Here is a 19,359-nt window from a genome sequence, read left to right on the forward strand (position 1 = left end):
CCTGTCTCCTTCTTCAACTATTAAAGTTTTATCTAGCTTCGACAAAAGTTGCTGCACAATATGAAGGACAGAAAAAGCTGAATTTAGAAAGGTCTATTCGTTTGGGAGAAGAAATTTCTGGGTCTTTATTTTATGGTGTACCTTCGGGGTATTGTCAGTTAATTTCTAAAGAGAATTTATCAGGGGGAGGGATAAAAATTGAGGTACTTTGGAAGAATGATTTTCTTCAATATCTTGATGTTAAAGACCTGATTTGTTTGGATGGAGTACTGTTAATAATTAGGGATATGGCCAAATTTTCTTTGGTGTTTGATATTTATCCAGAAACAGTTAATTTGACTAATTTAGTAGAAAAGGAAATTGGAGAATATTTTGCGATTGAAATTGACCCAATAGTTAAAAAGGTAGGGCAAATTTTAGCAAAAAAACTCCGTTGAAAGCTGAGTGATATCATGTCCGGTTGAATACTGATAAATAACGACGGAGGAATCAGGAGTCAGTCCTCAGGAGTCAGTCCTCAGGAGTTAGGAGTCATAGCAAATCTCAAAAAGTTTGTTATATATCTTTAATAATGGGGAGATGGGGAGATGGGGAGATGGGGAAATGGTAATCAAACATAGCATTACTATTAGACTTCTCCAAAAATATCGATTTTGGAACAGTATTATCAGGGTTGAAGAACCTTTTCTGGAGATGTCTATTCAGAAATGGTATTAAGAGGATGGTATTAGGAGGGAAGAAGGAAAAAGGAATAGAAGTATAAAGTTTTTATCGCGCTATTAAAGCTGATTTGTAAATTTAGCTAAAACCTTTATTTCACCTAACTTTCAGGGATTTAGGTATTATTGGGCTATAACTCCCAAAACCCTTGTATTCCAAAAAATTCAGCCTCTTAATATTTACTTTATAAATCATATCATGTCCGAAGGCAATCGTTTGTGTAAACCCAAGGGTGAATATCTACAGGAAATTTAGGTTTTTTTCTTACTCAATAGCCTTCTTCCTTACCTTCGCGCTTACAATACCGATGCTACCGGATATGATCTGATTTTAAAAAGTATTTCCTGACGGAATGCTCCGTAAACATCAATTGGTGCAGTCAGCATTTTCTAGGGTCATACTCCACAAACAGCGATCGCTCGCTGAAACCTAGAGAAATGCAATTTAAAGTAGATTTTAACCCGAGCTGAAAGCTTTTAGCTGACAGCTAGTTAATGATTTCAAGATTGTGGTTTTGCTAACCAAAGGAAAAATAGAAATGTAGAGAAATTGTATTAAACCTCTCTACTTGCAGACTTTAAGCTGCTTCTTCTTTTACCTTTTTTAATTTTGGTCTTTCTTGTTCCTTCTCTATGAAATTTAACTGTTTATTCTCAGCTAAATATTCAGCTAACTGCGCTTCAATATTCTCTTTGACAATATGACGATATTCATAAAAATGTTCTATATGAGCGCAGGTACTAATATAACGTGGCAAAATACTAGGATTATGTTTTCTAATGCTAAACAAATGATGCCAAAACTTCCAACGAGTTTTTCGCTTTATTCCCTGTCGCCAACAAATAATCAACAATGCTCGTAACTCCATCAAACTTGGCATTTTTGCAACACCTTTAGCAGTGGGACTTCCCATTATCAGAAAATGCCGATAAGTTCGATCTAAAAACTTTTCATGGTCGTACAACTGCCAGAATGCTTCTACATATTCTCTGGCAATATCTTCTATTGGTCTCGTGGGGATAAAATTTGTCAGTGTTACTTGATTAATGTTAGCACCTTTATCTAAAAGGCGACCTTCCTTTTTCAGACGGTGCCAAAGTGCAGTATTAGGTAAAACTTGCAACATACTAAACATGGCAGTGGGAATAGTTGTCTCTTCCACAAATTTAACGATGCGATCGCCTGCTCCTGGTTTTTCTCCATCAAAACCGATAATAAACCCTGCCATTACTCTGATACCAGATTTAATAATTTTCTCTACTGCTTCATTGAGAGGGTTACGATTATTTTGATATTTATGGGTTAACTCTAAACTATCTTCATCAGGAGTTTCTATTCCCAAAAATACTGCTCTAAGATTAGAATCTACCATTAACTGCATTAATTCTGGGTCTTCTGCTAAGTTAACGGAAGCTTCAGTAGTCATTTTAAATGGATATTGATGTTCTGCTTGCCAAACTTTTAATTCTTTCAGCAACAACTTAACATTACGCTTGTTGCCAATAAAGTTGTCATCCACCATAAATAGAGAACCACGCCATCCTAAATCGTATAAGTAATCTAACTCTGCTAATAATTGTGCTGGCGTTTTAGTACGGGGTTTACGACCATACAGAACAATAATATCACAAAATTCACATTGGAACGGACAACCACGGGAAAACTGAACCGACATAGATTCATAATATTGCATTTCCAATAAATCGAATCTGGGAATAGGAGTTGTTGTCACATCAGGTTTATTCCCATCTGCACGGAAAATACCGTGAGTTTCCCCACGTTTGACAGCATCGACAAACATAGGCAAAGTAATTTCCCCTTCATCCAGAATTAGAAAATCTACACCACTGTCCAATTGTTCTTGGGGTAATGCTGTGGGATATGGGCCACCACAAGCTACTAATTTATTACGTCGTTTTGCTTCTCGGATTTGGTCATGTAAGTCTTCTTTTTGGACAATCATTGCCGAAAGTATGACTAAATCTGCCCATTCCCATTCTGTTTCTGTGACTGCCCTAATATTTCTATCGACTAATTTATATTCCCATTCCTGGGGTAAGATAGCTGCTACTGTTACTAACCCTAAAGGAGGTAGCATTACTTTGCGATTTACCAGTTCCAGAATTTTTTCAAAAGACCAGAAAGATTGGGGAAATAAGGGATAAATTAATAAAACTCGCATTAAATATTCGCTCCTCAAATTAGGATTAAATGTCTGTTTACACAAACTCTGCCTAACTTTAACGTTATTAAGTTAATTTCGGCAATAAATTAAATATTAATTATTTATTAAAGTAGTCATTTCAGTTATCATTTATCAATTATCATTACCTCCTAGAATAGGAAAAAATTTGTTGGGTTTTCTCTATTGATAGACACTCTACTAATGTATAAATTAACCAAACCTAGATTTTCTTTACTGGTAGTAATTCTAATTAATTGAGATTATTAATAAATTGTTGGACTTGCCGAACATCAAGGTGAAGTATATTAGCAATTTTTTCCACAGAAAAGCCTTGCTTTAGTAATTCAGGAATAACCTTTAACTTTCCTCTTTCTTCTGCTTCTGCCATTAATTCCTGAGCAAAAGAGTTTTTTTTTCAAATCATTAATACTAAATATAGCTTCTAACTCCTGATGACTCATTTCTGGTAATTTTTCCAAAACAATAACTGACAATAAATTCAATAATCTATCAGGTACAGTTTTAGATCCCCCCGCCCCCCTTTTTAAGCTATCCCTGATCAGGAACTCCTGAAACCCTTATAGGAGAGTGGGGAGAGGGGGAAGAGGGGGGAGTCAGAATCTTGGGGTGGATTTATCAAAAAAATGTCTAATTCAATACACTATTTCTGAGAAAAAAGCTGATTCAAGACTTAATTATAACTGACTGCCTTTGTCAAGTTTTATGTTAAGAAAGATGTTTATAAAGCATAGCTTTTTAAGAGGGGAGTATTCAAAGTCCCCCTTTTTAAGCTATACCTGATCAGGAACTCCTGAAAACCTTGTGGGGAGGGTGGGGAGTGTGGGGAGTGTGGGGGCAAAAATCTTGTCTACAGTTTTCAAAAAAATGTATTTTTCAATACACTTTTCTCCTGAAAAATTCCCTCCAAGACTTATACATAACTTGTCTATTTTGTCAATTTTTATGTGAAGAAAGATGTTGATAAAGCATAGCTTTTTAAGGGGGATTTAGGGGGATCGTCAATGTACCTCATTAAGCAAAAAAATACTATAAACCCAGTTTCTTGTTTGGCTGCTTAAGTCTTGTTTATAATTTAATAATAGAGTTTAGTAGATTATAAAAAAATTTATTATTATGTCTCAATGTCTGAACCCGGAATGTCTAACTATTAATCCTGATAATTTTCAGTTCTGTCAAAAATGTGGAAATAAACTATTACTTGTAGAACGTTATTGGGTAAAAAGTATTCTCGGACAAGGTGGTTTTGGTCGTACTTTTTTAGCCGTAGATGAGTTAAAACCTTCTCAACCTTTTTGTGTGATTAAACAATTTCTTCCTCAAGCTCAGGGAACTGAAAATTTGGAAAAAGCTGCGGAGTTATTTGCACAGGAAGCGGAAAGGTTGGAGTTGTTAGGAAAGCATCCACAAATTCCTGAACTTTTTGCTTATTTTTCTGTGGATAGTCGTCAATATTTAGTACAGGAATTTATTCAGGGAGAAACTCTGCAACAAGAGTTAGATAATCATGGGGTTTTTAATGAAGGTCAGATTCGAGAATTGTTAATTGACTTATTATCTGTTTTGCAGTTTGTTCACAGTCATAATGTGATTCATCGGGATATTAAACCGGAGAATATTATTAGGATAGAGGCGGATAAAAGGTTAGTTTTGGTTGACTTTGGAGCTGCTAAAGTTCTGCCGAAAACTCAAAGTCGGACGGTGACAGGAACAGTTATTGGTTCCGCAGAATATTGCGCCCCGGAACAGTCGATGGGAAAGGCAAAATTTGGGAGTGACTTGTATAGTTTGGGGGTTGTTTGTTTGCATTTATTGACTCAGATGAGTCCCTTTGATTTGTATGATGTAATGGAAATGGAATGGGTATGGCGAGATTGTTTAAATGGAAATTTTGTGAGTGATGAATTAGGGAAAATTTTAGATGGTTTGGTGGAGCAAAAACCAAAGCAACGTTATCAGAATGTTGAGGATGTTTTGGCGAATTTAGGATTTGGTAATTATTCTGTTTATCATACTCAAAATCATCAACAATCTCCAAAATATTCTTCTGCTACTAATAGACTTTTACTACCTTCATTACCTCCACAATATCCTCAAGATTCTACCCATACTAATATACCTCCAGTTGTACTAAGAGTAGACTATAATAAACTACAAAATTTATTAGCATTAGGAAAATGGGAAGAAGCAGATAAGGAAACTAAGCGTTGTATGTTAGAAGTTGCAAGACAAGAGAAATTGGGTTTTCTAAATGTTGAACATATAGATTATTTTCCTTATACAGACCTCTGCACAATTGATCGACTTTGGGTAAGATACAGTAATGGTAAATTTGGCTTTTCTGTACAGAAGAAAATTTATCAGAGTTTAGGTGGTACACGGAAGTACAATTCCAAAGTATGGGAAGCGTTCGGAGACAAAGTAGGTTGGCGTAAAAAAGGGAAATGGTTAGAATACGAAGATTTGATTTTTTCACTGTCAAATTTTTATTCCTGTAATTTAGGTTATTTCCCACTGTGTTTTGTTAGGCTGCAATGGCAAGGAACAAGATGGGATTTTACTATGATTTGGTTAGCTTGGTTTGTGGGTTTGGGTTCTCATCCTGATGTAGCTAGTACCCTTCTATCACACAGAGACTTGTAGAATTTAACATATACAAGTATTTATTGCGGGTAATTCAACCACGGTATAACTCCCTTTGTAAATCATTAAAATCAACATTAAAAACATCTATTTTTTCTCTATCAATTATCCATTAATTTATTATGTCTCAATGTCTGAACCCGGAATGTCTAACTATTAATCCTGATAATTTTCAGGTCTGTCAAAAATGTGGAGATAAACTATTACTTGTAGAACGTTATTGGGCAAAAAGTATTATCGGACAAGGTGGTTTTGGTCGAACTTTTTTAGCTTGAGTGGGTATTATTTCAGGTTCTATTATCTCACGCATATATTAATATATTATAACATATAGCTGTTTCAGCCGTCAAGAAAAAAAAGTAGCAAAGTAGTCCAGTAGGGTTTGTTAGTAGTAGCGTAACGCACAAAGCCCTATATCTATTGTCAGCGCCTAAGTCCTATTTATATTTCCTACTCCCTTTCACAAAAATTGGATATATACTTTGAAATGCTGAACCGCTTAACAAAATTTAACCGAATAATCAAGGTTTAAAGCCTCTCCTTTAAAGGGGAAAAAAGACAAAATTTTTCTTTAAATAGCAGTCAGCGGTCAGCATTAGGACTTTTTTTACGCCCTCGTCGGGGATTTCAACCCCGACTCAACCATCCGGCGCATTAGTTGTCGGGGTATAAACCCAAGGTCAAAAAGCTGTTAACGCAGTTCCGAGTTCCGACCTAGGAGGCTAGCTCAAATGCTGATAGCTGATAGCCAGTTAAGTCAATTCTCTTCTTTTGAAGGAGAGGTAATAATTAATAATTAATAATTAATTATTAATTGTTGAACTACCACCTGCTTCAATTTAGTGTTGCCATTCCTGACTCAACATTTTCAGCAGTTGCAAAAAAGTCTAGAAACCCAGTCACAGACATAGTATCTTCAAGCTCTTCAGAAAGTCCCACTAATACAACTTTTCCTTCCTTTGCTGTTGTTTGTCGGTACAGTGATAGTAATGTGCGCAACCCTGCACTAGACATATATGGCACATTGCTCATATTTATCAGAATTTTGCAGCCAGGAGTCGCTAGAGGTAATATTTCTTCTGAAACTTTAGGTGCTGTACTAGCGTCAATGTCCCCTGTTAATTCTACTACTGTAATATTTTCTACTACTGTATTAATATCAATTTGTATCATGATATAACAATATTTAAGTGTTTGGTCTCAGTTATCAACAAAGAATTCAGGTAGAGGTAAATTAGCCGTCAGTAGCGTACTGTCTGAATTGCTAGATAGAATTCTGTACAACTGGCGGATGAAGAAATGGGTTGAATACCAGCAGCAAATCTGATGCTTTGGTGGTCTGCAATTATTAGTGATGGGTCTGAATTGTCCCCCACTCTTGATTCTGACTCCTTCTTCAATCTACTACCACAGATTTTATACCACAAATTTAACCAAAACAATAATTTATATCATGTTTGGTTGAATACTTATAAATAACTGTTGTGAGGAATCAGGAGTCAGGAGTCAGGAGGGAAGAAAGGAGGAAAGTAAAGATAATTTCAGTATTTCTTTAGGTACTGTCGGTACTGTCAGTTCTTAAATTTTATTTCTAACTGACCCGTCCGAACATGATATTAAACCCATAAAGGTAGTCCTGCTCGCGTAATGGTAAATAGGAACAAGCAATGTCTAGTGTGGGCATCCTGCCCGCGAGTAATATTATGTCCGGTTGAATATATAAATAAGTGATATTATGTCCGGTTGAATAATTAGACTTTGCTGGAAGGAAGGCAGCTATGCTGGAGGCAGGAGGCAGAAGGTTTTATCCTATTGTCACCTTAATTTTATACACGCTCCGATGCTACCGGACATGATATGAGTAGGGAAGGGAGTAGCGGTGCGACCTCGCGACGACGACAGTCGCAAGGGAATGCTGACCAACAGAAGAAGAAAAAATAGATTTGCCCTACAAGTGAAAGGATAATTTTTTTCATCACTAATTATCCGGACATGATATAAAGGAGCAAGATGCTCCCACTACCGTATATCGTAACAAAAATAATTACAATGCACGACCATGACAATGCACCACCACCCCCATAGATACATCTAAGGTATTATCTGAACTTTTTGCTTTCAACCCGCTCAGGGGTAGTCCTGGATGGTAATGGTGAGGATATATATTTTTTTCTCCCACACTCTCGGTGCTCCCCACACTCCCCATCTCCCTAAATTCCCGGTGTTTCCTTTGCCATTACTATGCACCACCATCCACTCAGGTAGGTACAATATTTACCTTAACTTTCACCCTTTCTTTAATATCAGGCAACTTGACACTCAGTTTCTCAGTATCAAAATCACTGTAGGGTTTGCCATCAATTTCTACAGAGCCAATTTTAATACTACCTGGAGGCAGAATATCTGGCGACACCCGCAGGATATTATCGGGGAAACCACCGGGAATAGGTTTAAAGTAAAAATCCATTGGCTGCTTGTTAACCAGGAGATTAGTATAAACAGCAGAAAGAAAACATAACTCTGTAGAGTGATAACCACTCATGGAGTGAGACCCCTTACCTCGTTCGTTACCACTTGCCAAGAAAGGAATACCATTAGCAAGAACATTGAAATAAACCCCACCATCTTCTGTATCCAGGAACCAAGCATTGTAAAAAGCAGCAGCTTCCCGCGCTAACCGATGATATTCTGGCTCTCCCAAAACTCCTGCGAGAATATAATAAGCTAGAATAGACTGTTCCTGTTGCCACCAAGCTTTACGGTCGTGCCAAACAAAACGGTGGATTTTTTCGTCTTCACCCAATACCCTCTCCACTACATCATACCAACCACCCCGTTGTTGGTCGCTGCCTACTGCTGGCATAAGATCGGCAATTTTCTTGGCCAGATCGACATAAGAATCTTTGGCTTTGAGACTATTCATCCGCATCAAATTCCAGGCAATTTTCATATTGTGACCAACTACTGCCCGGTTTTGCTGCCATCCCCAAGTATGGTCTGGACTCCAGTCTTCAAAGAATTTTTCATTGACAAAGGGAGAGTTTTCGTAGTCTGGGAACCGTTTTTCAATAGTGTCAAAGGTATATTCGAGCATATCAGCATATTCTGGTTTTTCTGTTGCTAACCAGAGATTAATTAAATATGCTGGTGCGTGGTCGCCCACTGAGTTCCAGTTTTTGGTACCTTTATTCCGTCCTAATGATTCGCTGAGGGGGTCTAGGGTGATGGGGTCTAGGTGAGAGTAGTAACCGCCGCGATCGCTCTTATCCAGGTAGAAGTCGTTGAATAGTTTGATGGTTTTCTCGGTATCGTCCATGATCCGAGGGTCGCCATTGAGTCGATATGTTTGTAACGGACCTGCAAGGGCGTAAATTTGTTCGTAAGCAGGAATAGCATCGTAGTCATCGCCAAATTCTGAAGCGAAGATTTTTTGTTCCCGCTCTCCTTGTACATCGATACCGTGATACCAATAGACAATTCCTTCGTCTAGGTCTACAAATCTCATGTGGTCTCGCAGATATTCGGTGCCTTTTTCTGCTGCTTCTAGAAAAGTTTCTTCCCCAGTCATCATGTAAGCAGTCGCCATTCCGTAAACCATCCGGGAAATAGTATCAGTTTCTTGAGAGAAGTTGATCTGAGATTTTGCACCGGATAGACTTAGGGTTGTGCGATAGTTACGGTAGTCAATTTCTTCGTCGCCAAACTGAGCTTTGACATAAAAGTTAGCAAGGGAACGTACTTGGTCTACCCACCAGTTAGGTTTCTCAAAAACATAGTCGTTTGCTTGGCGGCCGACAAATATAATTTGTTTGGCTTCAAATATGGGACTATCTGGGAAGAAGACTCCGTATGTAAATATATACCGACCAGGTACTAACATTGAACGCATGGAACCTGTAGCATCTGGGTATGCTTCGTCTAAATTTTGTACGAGTTTGGCGTAAGATATTGGACTTAGTCTGGCTTGAAATTCTCTGCCGTCTGTTGTTTTGATACCAAAAATATCTGTTTCTGAGTCGTATTTGGTAACATATCCTGCTATTAGGTCAGAAAAGCTAAATTCTATTTGGGTACTCATTTTGAATGATTTTTAACTTTGTTTACGAGTTTTTTTTATAGACTTCTTGTAGAAGTCAGGGAATAGGGAATAGGGAGATTAAATTGTTTACATATATTGTATTGTCTTGAATTGATTTAATTAACACTTTTGCAAGAAGTCTTATGTATAAAACCCATTTGCTATGTTTGGACGCGGTATGTGCTTTTGGTAGCAGTCCTCCTGGATGACTGAGTCAGAAGTCAGGAAATTTATACTGTTTCACGGAAGTCAGAAGTCAAATTTTAACTGAATTGGTATTAGTTAGAGAATAGCAGGACTTACGCACCAAGCGCCATATCTAGTAGGGGCAAATGGCATTCTCCCTCTACATATAGCGTTTGATCTAAGAATTTGCGTAAGTCCTGAATAGGAGAAAAAGGTAGAAAAATGAGTAGTCCTGGTCGCATAATTGTATACAAGAACAACGGATACCTGGCACGGAAGCAAGATGCTCCCACTGTTTTTGTCACAAACATTGCCAGACAATACACGACCAATGAAAATACACCACTACCAAAAAATTCTCCCATCTCCTCCACTCCCTATCTTTGATACAGCAAATTCCAAGTATATGAAGTACAGATATGAAAAATTAAATGTTCCCAGTGCGAGCATCTTGCTCGCTTCGGGGTGTATCTCACCAAGGTGGAACCCGCTGTAAATAAATAGATATATCAAATGGGTTCTATATTGAGTGTGACAGGTTTTAATTTTTATCCTCTAATTTAATCCTAAATCTTGAGGTAACACCTACCACCTACCACCTACCACCTTCTTCAATATTAATTGTTAACTTCGATCGCTTCTACAAATTTTTCCATAAATTCATCTGTTACACCTGGATGTTTGGCTGTGATTAAGTTTCCATCAATCACTAAATCTGCTGTTTGATCTCCATCAAATATTACATCTGCTCCAGCGTTTTCTACATCACAAATAATATTGTGAGCGCAGGTGACTTTTTTATTTTTAATCATTTCATTGTCGGCACAAAATAGCCATAAACTATGACAAATTGCTCCTAATTTCACATTTTCAGTATTGACAGCTTTACGGAGAAATGCTACTGCTGGTGCTTGGTTGGGTTCACCTTTTTTAGGATTTACCTGATACCTCAATCTATCCATAGCATAAGCGCCAATACAAATTATCCCTTTATAGTCTGAGGGATTAATATCATTAACTTCTGTCGAAACAGTAACTTGTTGTTCGACAATATTATTTTCTGGGTTAGAGCCAAAATGTAATTCTTTATTACCCCATAAATGAGTAATATATTCTACTTCATAGCCTTTTTGAGGGAAAAATTCATTAAATTTTAGATATTCTGTAGGATCAAAATGGTCTTCTATTAAGACTCCAATTTTACCTTTTGTCGCGGTAGCCATTCTTTTTTACTCCTTACTCTTTACAAAGTATAATCAAACAATGAATCTACGAGGGATAACATTATCATCATTGATTCTGAGTAACTATAATTTTACACATCATTATTATCACAAAATAGCTATTTAGTTGCTGTTTTTATATTTAAACTCAGATGTAAAAACTCAGTATCTAGATATTATAATTAGATGCTAACTATATTCAAGGTATCTAAATTTTTGCTTGTACTTTTAGCTTCCACTATTAATTATATGACGCTCTACCTTTGTGATAATTTTCAACTCAATGGTGCGCTCAAATAATAGATTCAATATTCGATACTTTTTCTGGCAAAAATTATAGTTAATAGGGAGCTGGAAATTATTATCAACTCCCTTCAGTTTAACTATCTAATAGACATCTCCAAGAATAAAAAATAAAATTAATTATCCCACAGAAATTCTCAATTCTTTCCCCCTACTCCCTACTCCCTACTCCCTACTCCCTACTCCCTCTTTTCTGGAGATGTCTAATTTTTTCTCTTATGTAGTAATCAACTTCAAAAGTGAATCAGGAGCAAATACATCACGATAGAATGTTAATTGCTCAGTCTTTAAGTAACAACCACCTCTGTGACCGCGACGTACCCAAGTCACATTTCCCTTGGCAATGGTTTCGTTGGTTTCGAGATCCACACTTTTCCACTCGAAGAATGTATGTTCTCCAGAAAACATAACAATTGGCCAACACATCATAACCCCTGGTTGAGAAATTAATGCCCACCAATGCTGTTCCCTTTCTTTTTGTTCCTCTAGACCAAAATATTGTCCGTCTTGGCACAAATAAACCAAATCTTTATAATATTCTGCCGTGAGAATATCACCGCGTCCTTGCCTCAAAGCTTCACAATGAGTAGGCCACCACTCTTTATTTTCTTTCTCTATTTGTTCTAATGTGTAGTCAGCAGTTATCTCTGGTAATGTTGCTTCTTTCATGGCAATGATTTTTTCAGCATCGACAATCATTTTTTCGGCAACATCAGCAGCTACTGGAATAGCTCTAGAATAATCTGCTGTTAGGTCTTTGTAGTAACTTGTGCGCTTGCTCATAATATCTAAACTTGTAGTTGTTTTTTCATTGGTTGAAACAAAATTGCTCGGCGACGTGAGCGATCGTTAAAGAAACCACACTTTCTCGTAGTTATAGAATTGTGCTTTCTTTGCTCTTGAAGAAATTAGTCAATTTTTTTGTCTACCGTCTACACGGTGCTGAAAATTGTTTGGGGTTATAAGACACAGAGTGGTGTGTCGAAGACTATCCATAAGCAACTAGACCTTCTGCCTTCTGCCTTCTGCCTTCTGCCTTCTGCCTTTTTCAAGATTATGCGGACAGACCCAAGATTTCATTAAGAGCGCCGAAGCAACCTGCTGCTTTATTAAATCCTGCATAAACACAGGTGAATAATAGCAACTCCTCTATTTCTTCACGGGTAGCTCCCTGTTGCATTGCCATATTAACATGAGCGCCAAAAGGGTTTCCCGGACCTACATGATCTTGATTGACTACATCAATTGCTATTGTAATCAGAGCTTTGGTTTTTTGGTCTATGAGTGGTAGACCCCATGCTTCACCTGCTACACGAGTACAAAAGTCCCCGAATTTGGGGTTGATCCCATTTAAGCCATCTTGCAACGCTTTGTCATCTAGGACTGCATTTTTGTATTCCATAGTTTATCCGTTTAATTTTTCCAACTTGCTATGGTATGTTCGTTTCAATACTGTGTTTGTGTCAGCGTTATAGAGTAATATTCCGTTAGCATTACTGAGCATAATCGCTTTCTTGCACAGTTTAACATCTAAATTTGTTAGTTAAGCTATCGGCCTTTGCATAAGCAGATGACGGCCACTTGTTCGAGATATTAAATAATATCATTGTCCACACTTCTGACCAATCTGATTTGCTGTTCAGATGTGAGGCAAATCTATTAGATATATCCGAAACATTTTTTCTATCAACTAGATTATCACCTTAACTTACATTAATTCATTAATTAAATTGATTTTATGATTTTTTTATTGGAATAAGCTGAGATTTTCCGATAAATATTCTAAAATGTTACTTAGCGATCTAAATTAACAATGATCTAAATCATTTTTGTAGTTTTTTCTTATTACTCAATTACAAGCATTTAAGTATTGTTAAGCTTTTCTAAGTTGATGAGAATGAATGAACTGTAATCAGGTTTGACATAAAGGCGATAATTATAACCTATGTGATAAAATTTGTATATGCTCAGGTTGTTAATATTAATAATAATTTTGGTAACGGTACTGCAATAGAATCCTTCTAGTTTTCCTCATTGCGACCCACAGGGTTTGCGGAGCAGTCCGGAACGGAAAGCAATTCTTTAGGAGTCAGGAGTCAGAAGGGAAGAAATAAGAAGTAAAGAGCAGTAGAAGAGAAAATTTTTTTGTTCGTGCTCTTATCCGGACATGATATCATAACTCAAATCACCAACGCCCAAAATTCAAGGATTTAAACATGAATCAAGCAAATGAAGACAAAAAATTTACACTTGTTTTAGCTGGAAAATACAAAATCAAACCAGAAAAACGAGAACGATTTTTAGAACTTGCAAAACCTGGACTTGAAGAAACTCATAAAGAAGCTGGAAATATTAGTTATACTTTATATGAAGAGTTTGATAATTCTAATACCTTTTTATATTTTGAAGAATGGATAGACCGAGAAGCTCTTAATTCCCATCTTAAGCAACCTTACATTGCACCTTTAATTGAAGAAATATCAGAACTTTTAGCTGAAGATGCAGAAGTGAGAGTTTATGATATTGATAAATTGAGCTTCGGACTTTAGTTTATTTTTAGGACTTATATCATATTCGGTTGAATACTTATAAATAACTGTTGTTAGGAGTCAGGAGTCAGGAGTAAATATTGGAGGAATAGTATTGATAATTTCAGTATTTCTTTGGTACTGTCGATACCCGGAGTCCTTAAATTTTATTTATAACTAACCCGTCCGAACATGATATTACGCAGCTACAATGTATTTTTGTCTGAAGCGACTGACAACTGATAACTGAAATGACAGGGTTTGCGGAGCAGTCTGAAATGGAAAGCAATCTCAAATCCTAGTTTTTCGTACCTCATGGGTAAGTCCTGATTTTTTATTTTGTAGATATAACAGTGCGTGCTGGTATATATATACTAGAGTTGTCGCTAAATAGATGGAAAAAATCGCTCAAATTAAGACAAAGTAGTAATTCCAGACGTTTTGCACGGGAAATTGCTAAAATCCTTACATGATAAGGGTTTAGCAGTTTTTTATAGTTATAAAGCGACAAGTCTACTAATTCACTTTAAAGATGTCACAAATAGTTTCCAACTTTAAATGTGAAATAATTTGCTGAAATTATTGTATAATATAAAGTTTTGAGCTGATAAAATCTGACTTTTTAACTTTTGACTTTTAACTTTTGACTTCCGTGCGATCGCCAATTCAGAAAATAACAGTTCAGAAAATAAATAACATCTTTAAAAATGTCGAAATACATGATTTTGTCAATTTTTTTATTAATATTCTTTTTTGCTGTTACACCCCCCGCAGCAGCATCTTTTTGTCGTAACTATAACGGCAATAAAATTTGTATTCTCAATATTAAGCGCAGTGCTAAAAACTATTGGGAATATCGAGCAGAAGTTAGTATTAATAGTAGGAGAAAACCATTAGAAATTTATAATTGTCGCACTGAAGAAAAAATACAAAAAAATGGTAAGATTGTTAAATTTAAACCTAATGGTGCTGGTAAATTAATTTGTAATGTTCTCAATAAATAGTCATTTGAAGAAGGAAGAAGGAAGAAGGAAAAAGAAAGAAGGCTTAAAAGCTTGAAAAACCTGAAATTTCCTGTAGATATTCACATGATAAAGCTTAGAGAGGGAAATGTTTTTCCTACTGTTCCCTGTTTCCTATTCCCTGCTATATGAACCTGCAACAGAGGAGATTGTCCAATGGATAAGTTAGAGCTTTATCGAACCTGCATTTAAACCCTATTAGAAAAGTATGGTCAATCAACATTTCGCAACGAGGATGTAGAAAACGAACTATTTTTTGACCCCATACGGAATCATTATCAACTTATGCGAGTTAGTTGGAAAGGGTTGGAACGAATTTACTATACTGTTTTACATTTCGATATCAAAGATGGCAAAATTTGGCTTCAGCATAACGCTACTGATATTGATGTCGGTCAAGAATTAATTGAAATGGGTATTGGGGTTGCATCCGCCTTACAAGTGTCCATACACGGGCTATGGTATTGCTTATTAAAACTAGGAGAAAGCAAGAAACCAGGAGTATAATAAAAAAGTTTTTATTTTTTTCGTGACTAATTAAATTTATGATTTTATAGAGAATTATTAATATGTTTAGCCTAGAGAAAGTGACTACTAATATTACGAAAAAACAGGATATTCAGTTGATTAATTTAGATTAATTTCTTGATTGGTATCCTGATGGTTATGATAGTAGGGAAGTTGTACACAACTTCCCGATCATAAATCAAGTTACTACAAAATTAACCAATTTTCCAGGGACTACAATTACCTTTTTAATCTCCTTACCTTCTATATGTCACCTTATCTGCTTTTGCTAAAATAATAGCTGATAGCTGACGGCTGAATGCTTACATTCAAAGTTCTACAAGTAATAGATTTTAAAAGTTATTTAATTAAAGTATGTATAGAACTAATTTATAAAGCAAATCTTAAGATATTTATCTGCTTAAATAAAGCATATTACGATTATAATATTTTTTTATAGTAAACACTAAAGTTTCTATAAAGATATATTATTTGCAACTAACTGAAAAAGCTGATAACTGATAACTGATAATTGAAAAACTACCCTACTGGACTGAAACATCTGAAATGGTTCAATAGGCGTAGGTTGGGTTGATATAGAATCCGGATAATTAGTTGACGAAAAACTTTTTTCCTTTCGACCTTTCTTTCTCTTCTGCCTTCTGCCTTCTGCCCTCTGCCTTTCTTTTGTAGATATGATAGGTATTTAACCGGATTCTATATGAGTTACCGAAACCCAACATTAGACATTAGTAGGGTTTTGTTGGGTTTCACTCAGTTCAACCCAACCTACATTTTAAGGTGTGTCGGTCTACTACTAGCGTGACATATCTAATCAGTGTGCATGAGGACGGGTTTATATAAATCTTAGGGTAAGTATAAAAATTTCTGCTCAAACCCACCCCTACTATTGCACCATTTTAGCTGTGTCAGTCTAATACTCCTGTTAACTAACCACAAAATTAACCAATTTTCCAGGCACCACAATTACTTTTTTAATCTCCTTACCTTCCAAATGACGCTGCGCGACTTCCGACTCTCGCGCTAACTTTTCCAAAGTCGCCTTATCTGCTTGCGCTGACACCTGAATAGTTCCCCTAGTTTTACCCTTAATCTGAATCACTAACGTAATTTCATCTACAACCAAAGCATCCGGGTCAAACTTAGGCCAAGAATGGGTATGCACCGAACCAAAATTACCAGCAATTTGCCACAACTCCTCAATAATATGAGGTGCAAACGGTGCTAACAACAACAGCAAAGTTTCCAAACCTTCCGCATAAATAGGCGAATCTTTGCAACTAGCATCAGCGAGAGCGTTACTCAATTTCATCATCTCAGAAACAGCAGTATTAAACTGATAATCTCCATCTAAATCTTCTGTAACTTCCTTAATAGCAATATGTACCGCCCTTCGTACATCTTTCTCTGCTTTTGTTAACTCTCTAGTAAACTTACTTTCTATCCAACTCAACCCTTTCTGTAAATCATTCTTAGTCTCTTGTTGAGTTTCTGGATGATTAAACTTTGCTTCTATTGCTGCTTTCACATCAGCAGCAGCATAAACTTTCACCACATTTTTAAGTTTAAAAGCAGCAAGATTTTTCGTGATTTCAGTAATCAAATATCGCGACCAACCCAACTGTTTTAAGTCTGCTTGAGTAATACCGCTATTTTTGACTTTCAACTCACTTAAACTATGATTTGCAGCAAATTCAGTTATCAACAACCACACCCGGTTGAGGAAACGAAACTGTCCTTGCACATCAGCATCATCCCACTCTAAATCTTTTTCCGGTGGCGCTTTAAATAAGATAAACATCCGCGCTGTATCAGCTCCATATTTTGACATCACATCTAAAGGATCGACACCGTTATATTTAGACTTAGACATCTTCTCAAAAAAGACTTCCAACTCGTCTCCTGTTTTCGGGTCTTTGGCGTCTTCTGGGTTGACTTCAGCAGAGGGAATATATTTACCCGTAACTGGATTTTTGTAGGTGATACCTTGTACCATCCCTTGAGTTAACAAACGTTGGAATGGTTCGTCAAAATTGCACAAACCTCTATCGCGCAAAACTTTTGTAAAAAATCTGGAATACAACAAATGCAAAATTGCGTGTTCGATACCACCTACATATTGGTCTACAGGCAACCAGTCGTTAACTATTTCTGAGTCAAACACCTGTTGTTCGTTGGTCGCATCTGGATAACGCAAATAATACCAAGACGAATCAATAAAAGTATCCATCGTATCCGTTTCCCGTTTTGCAGGAGTGCCACAACTCGGACAAGGAACATTCACCCAATCTTCTAATTTTGCCAACGGTGACGGACCGCGACCAGAAAATTCTACACTGTCTGGCAATTTCACAGGCAAATCTTCATCTGGTACAGGTACAGCACCACATTTCGGACAGTGAATAATAGGTATTGGTGCGCCCCAATAACGTTGTCTCGAAATTAACCAATCTCGCAAACGATATTGTATGCGACCTTCTCCATAACCTTCATCTTCTGCAAGTTCAATAATTGCTTTTTTGGCAAAGGTCGATTTTTCACCATTAAACGGACCGGAGTTGACCATGATGCCAACATCGGTATAAGCATCTGTAAGTTCACAGTCATCATTATCGGAGTCATCTGGCACAATGACATTTGTAATGGGTAGGTCGTATTGTTTGGCAAATTGGAAGTCGCGTACATCGTGAGCGGGTACTCCCATAACTGCACCTGTACCATATTCATAGAGTACATAGTCGGCGATCCAGATGGGAATTTCTTGGTTATTAAATGGGTTTATCGCTTTCCCACCAGTGGGAACGCCACGTTTTGGTTTGTCTTCAGCGGTGCGTTCTAGTTCACTTTCGGCAGCTACTTCTTGAATGAAAGTTTCGACGGTAGTTTGTTGTTCTGGGGTTGTTACCTGTGCTGTTAAAGGATGTTCGGGAGCTAAGACAACGTAACTAACGCCGTAGACTGTATCGGGTCTGGTGGTAAAGACACCGATTTTTTTATCCATACCGACTATGGGAAATTCGAGGTAAGCACCGACGGATTTACCTATCCAGTTGGCCTGCATAGTTTTAACTCGTTCTGGCCAACCAGGCAATTTGTCCAAATCATTGAGGAGTTGTTCGGCGTAGTCGGTAATTTTGAAGAACCACTGACGCAACAATTTACGTTCGACTTTGGCCCCGGAACGCCAGGAACGACCTTCGCCATCTACTTGTTCGTTGGCAAGTACGGTTTGGTCGATGGGGTCCCAGTTAACGGCGGATTCTTTTTGATAAGCGAGACCTGCTTGGAAAAATTGAAGGAATATCCATTGGGTCCAACGGTAGTATTCGGGGGAACAGGTGGCGACTTCTTTTTCCCAGTCGATGGAGAAACCCAAACGTCTTAGTTGTTCTTTCATTTGGGCGATATTTTGGTAGGTCCATTTGCTGGGGGGGATGCCACGGTCAATGGCTGCGTTTTCTGCTGGTAGTCCAAATGCGTCCCAACCCATGGGGTGCAGGACACGATAACCTTGCATCCGTTTGAGTCGGGCAATGACATCGGTGATTGTGTAGTTACGAACATGACCCATGTGTAAGTTACCGGATGGGTAAGGGAACATGGATAGAGCGTAGAATTTTTGTTGGTTCTTGTCTGTAGGGGTTTGATTTTGGTTTTGTTCGGTCCAGATTTTTTGCCACTTTTGTTCAATGGATACAGGGTTATATTTGGAGTCCACAGTTTTTCTCCGTATTATTTTCGATAGTCTTGTTTTCTTGATTATTTTTGCATATAGCAGAAGGCAGAAGGAAGAGGGAAGAAGGAAGAAGGAAAAACCTTGCTTTGTCTGAGTTTTAAGCTTTTTATATGCCGTAACAGTAATGACGACTGCTATATTCCCCGACTTTGAGGATTTATGGTTACATTATACTACTTAGTGTAATAT

16 protein-coding genes and 2 pseudogenes are annotated in these 19,359 nt (G+C 37.1%); 8 read left to right on the forward strand and 10 right to left on the reverse strand.

All coding sequences use genetic code 11. The features are described from left to right. The first annotated feature begins 101 nt into the window (after nt 1-101). Nucleotides 102-437 (forward strand): hypothetical protein, encoded by a 336-nt coding sequence (locus tag F6K18_RS24490; protein WP_287524936.1) that lies wholly within the window; start codon nt 102-104, stop codon nt 435-437. 115 nt (nt 438-552) lie between these two features. After that, nucleotides 553-717: a hypothetical protein gene (locus F6K18_RS24495; protein WP_287524937.1), complete on the forward strand. Its 165-nt coding sequence runs from the start codon at nt 553-555 to the stop codon at nt 715-717. 580 nt (nt 718-1,297) lie between these two features. Here F6K18_RS24495 and F6K18_RS24500 read toward each other — a convergent pair. Together F6K18_RS24500 and F6K18_RS24505 are read right to left on the reverse strand one after the other, a co-directional pair. Next, complete coding sequence (locus F6K18_RS24500) at nt 1,298-2,902, reverse strand: B12-binding domain-containing radical SAM protein (RefSeq protein ID WP_287524938.1); 1,605 nt, start codon at nt 2,900-2,902, stop codon at nt 1,298-1,300. A 253-nt stretch (nt 2,903-3,155) separates the two neighbouring features. Continuing rightward, complete coding sequence (locus tag F6K18_RS24505) at nt 3,156-3,293, reverse strand: hypothetical protein (RefSeq protein ID WP_287524939.1); 138 nt, start codon at nt 3,291-3,293, stop codon at nt 3,156-3,158. Nucleotides 3,294-4,039: 746 nt separating this feature from the next. On the opposite strand from F6K18_RS24505, the gene F6K18_RS24510 reads away from it, so the two are divergent. Continuing rightward, nucleotides 4,040-5,566, forward strand: coding sequence for a GUN4 domain-containing protein (locus tag F6K18_RS24510; RefSeq protein ID WP_287524940.1), 1,527 nt, complete (start codon nt 4,040-4,042; stop codon nt 5,564-5,566). Nucleotides 5,567-5,688: 122 nt separating this feature from the next. Beyond that, a pseudogene (locus F6K18_RS24515) lies at nt 5,689-5,838 on the forward strand (4-Cys prefix domain-containing protein); the annotation flags it as partial. 562 nt (nt 5,839-6,400) lie between these two features. Here the strand turns inward: F6K18_RS24515 and F6K18_RS24520 are convergent. The 4 genes from F6K18_RS24520 to F6K18_RS24535 all read right to left on the reverse strand — a co-directional run bounded on the left by F6K18_RS24520 (nt 6,401) and on the right by F6K18_RS24535 (nt 9,644). Beyond that, complete coding sequence (locus F6K18_RS24520; protein ID WP_287524941.1) at nt 6,401-6,739, reverse strand: anti-sigma factor antagonist; 339 nt, start codon at nt 6,737-6,739, stop codon at nt 6,401-6,403. A 68-nt stretch (nt 6,740-6,807) separates the two neighbouring features. Continuing rightward, the gene (locus F6K18_RS24525; protein ID WP_124144744.1) at nt 6,808-7,008 is read right to left on the reverse strand and encodes a hypothetical protein; all 201 of its coding nucleotides are present in this window, start codon (nt 7,006-7,008) and stop codon (nt 6,808-6,810) included. Between the two features lie 602 nt (nt 7,009-7,610). Continuing rightward, complete coding sequence (locus F6K18_RS24530; protein WP_287524942.1) at nt 7,611-7,772, reverse strand: hypothetical protein; 162 nt, start codon at nt 7,770-7,772, stop codon at nt 7,611-7,613. Nucleotides 7,773-7,823: 51 nt separating this feature from the next. After that, the gene (locus F6K18_RS24535) at nt 7,824-9,644 is read right to left on the reverse strand and encodes an AGE family epimerase/isomerase (RefSeq protein WP_287524943.1); all 1,821 of its coding nucleotides are present in this window, start codon (nt 9,642-9,644) and stop codon (nt 7,824-7,826) included. Between the two features lie 408 nt (nt 9,645-10,052). On the opposite strand from F6K18_RS24535, the gene F6K18_RS24540 reads away from it, so the two are divergent. Then, on the forward strand, nt 10,053-10,217 hold the full coding sequence (locus tag F6K18_RS24540; RefSeq protein ID WP_287524944.1) for a hypothetical protein: 165 nt from the start codon (nt 10,053-10,055) through the stop codon (nt 10,215-10,217). A gap of 230 nt (nt 10,218-10,447) precedes the next feature. On the opposite strand, the gene F6K18_RS24545 is transcribed toward F6K18_RS24540, so the two are convergent. The 3 genes from F6K18_RS24545 to F6K18_RS24555 form a co-directional block, all read right to left on the reverse strand. Next, the gene (locus tag F6K18_RS24545; protein WP_124144746.1) at nt 10,448-11,053 is read right to left on the reverse strand and encodes a DJ-1/PfpI family protein; all 606 of its coding nucleotides are present in this window, start codon (nt 11,051-11,053) and stop codon (nt 10,448-10,450) included. 519 nt (nt 11,054-11,572) lie between these two features. Next, entirely contained in the window at nt 11,573-12,139 is a 567-nt protein-coding gene (locus F6K18_RS24550) for a hypothetical protein (protein WP_287524945.1), read from the reverse strand. A gap of 271 nt (nt 12,140-12,410) precedes the next feature. Then, nucleotides 12,411-12,758: a carboxymuconolactone decarboxylase family protein gene (locus F6K18_RS24555; RefSeq protein ID WP_287524946.1), complete on the reverse strand. Its 348-nt coding sequence runs from the start codon at nt 12,756-12,758 to the stop codon at nt 12,411-12,413. 814 nt (nt 12,759-13,572) lie between these two features. On the opposite strand from F6K18_RS24555, the gene F6K18_RS24560 reads away from it, so the two are divergent. The 3 genes and pseudogenes from F6K18_RS24560 to F6K18_RS24570 form a co-directional block, all read left to right on the forward strand. Next, on the forward strand, nt 13,573-13,905 hold the full coding sequence (locus F6K18_RS24560) for a putative quinol monooxygenase (RefSeq protein WP_287325395.1): 333 nt from the start codon (nt 13,573-13,575) through the stop codon (nt 13,903-13,905). A gap of 686 nt (nt 13,906-14,591) precedes the next feature. Further along, nucleotides 14,592-14,888, forward strand: a complete 297-nt coding sequence (locus F6K18_RS24565; protein ID WP_287524947.1) for a hypothetical protein — start codon at nt 14,592-14,594, stop codon at nt 14,886-14,888. A 273-nt stretch (nt 14,889-15,161) separates the two neighbouring features. Then, nucleotides 15,162-15,413, forward strand: a pseudogene (locus tag F6K18_RS24570) (element excision factor XisI family protein); the annotation flags it as partial. 946 nt (nt 15,414-16,359) lie between these two features. On the opposite strand, the gene leuS reads toward F6K18_RS24570, so the two are convergent. Next, a complete protein-coding gene (gene leuS, locus F6K18_RS24575) occupies nt 16,360-19,152 on the reverse strand; it encodes a leucine--tRNA ligase (protein WP_287524948.1) in 2,793 nt (930 codons plus the stop codon). Nucleotides 19,153-19,359 lie beyond the last annotated feature (207 nt).

This window comes from Okeania sp. SIO2C2 (assembly GCF_010692625.1).
Classification (GTDB): Bacteria; Cyanobacteriota; Cyanobacteriia; order Cyanobacteriales; family Microcoleaceae; genus Okeania; species Okeania hirsuta.

Coding starts and splice junctions, on each gene's coding strand:
- F6K18_RS24500 (WP_287524938.1), bottom strand. CDS start 2,902: ATGCGAGTTTTATTAATTTATCCCTTATTTCCCCAATCTTTCTGGTCT.
- F6K18_RS24505 (WP_287524939.1), bottom strand. CDS start 3,293: ATGGCAGAAGCAGAAGAAAGAGGAAAGTTAAAGGTTATTCCTGAATTA.
- F6K18_RS24510 (WP_287524940.1), top strand. CDS start 4,040: ATGTCTCAATGTCTGAACCCGGAATGTCTAACTATTAATCCTGATAAT.
- F6K18_RS24520 (WP_287524941.1), bottom strand. CDS start 6,739: ATGATACAAATTGATATTAATACAGTAGTAGAAAATATTACAGTAGTA.
- F6K18_RS24530 (WP_287524942.1), bottom strand. CDS start 7,772: ATGGGGAGTGTGGGGAGCACCGAGAGTGTGGGAGAAAAAAATATATAT.
- F6K18_RS24535 (WP_287524943.1), bottom strand. CDS start 9,644: ATGAGTACCCAAATAGAATTTAGCTTTTCTGACCTAATAGCAGGATAT.
- F6K18_RS24540 (WP_287524944.1), top strand. CDS start 10,053: ATGAGTAGTCCTGGTCGCATAATTGTATACAAGAACAACGGATACCTG.
- F6K18_RS24545 (WP_124144746.1), bottom strand. CDS start 11,053: ATGGCTACCGCGACAAAAGGTAAAATTGGAGTCTTAATAGAAGACCAT.
- F6K18_RS24550 (WP_287524945.1), bottom strand. CDS start 12,139: ATGAGCAAGCGCACAAGTTACTACAAAGACCTAACAGCAGATTATTCT.
- F6K18_RS24555 (WP_287524946.1), bottom strand. CDS start 12,758: ATGGAATACAAAAATGCAGTCCTAGATGACAAAGCGTTGCAAGATGGC.
- F6K18_RS24560 (WP_287325395.1), top strand. CDS start 13,573: ATGAATCAAGCAAATGAAGACAAAAAATTTACACTTGTTTTAGCTGGA.
- F6K18_RS24565 (WP_287524947.1), top strand. CDS start 14,592: ATGTCGAAATACATGATTTTGTCAATTTTTTTATTAATATTCTTTTTT.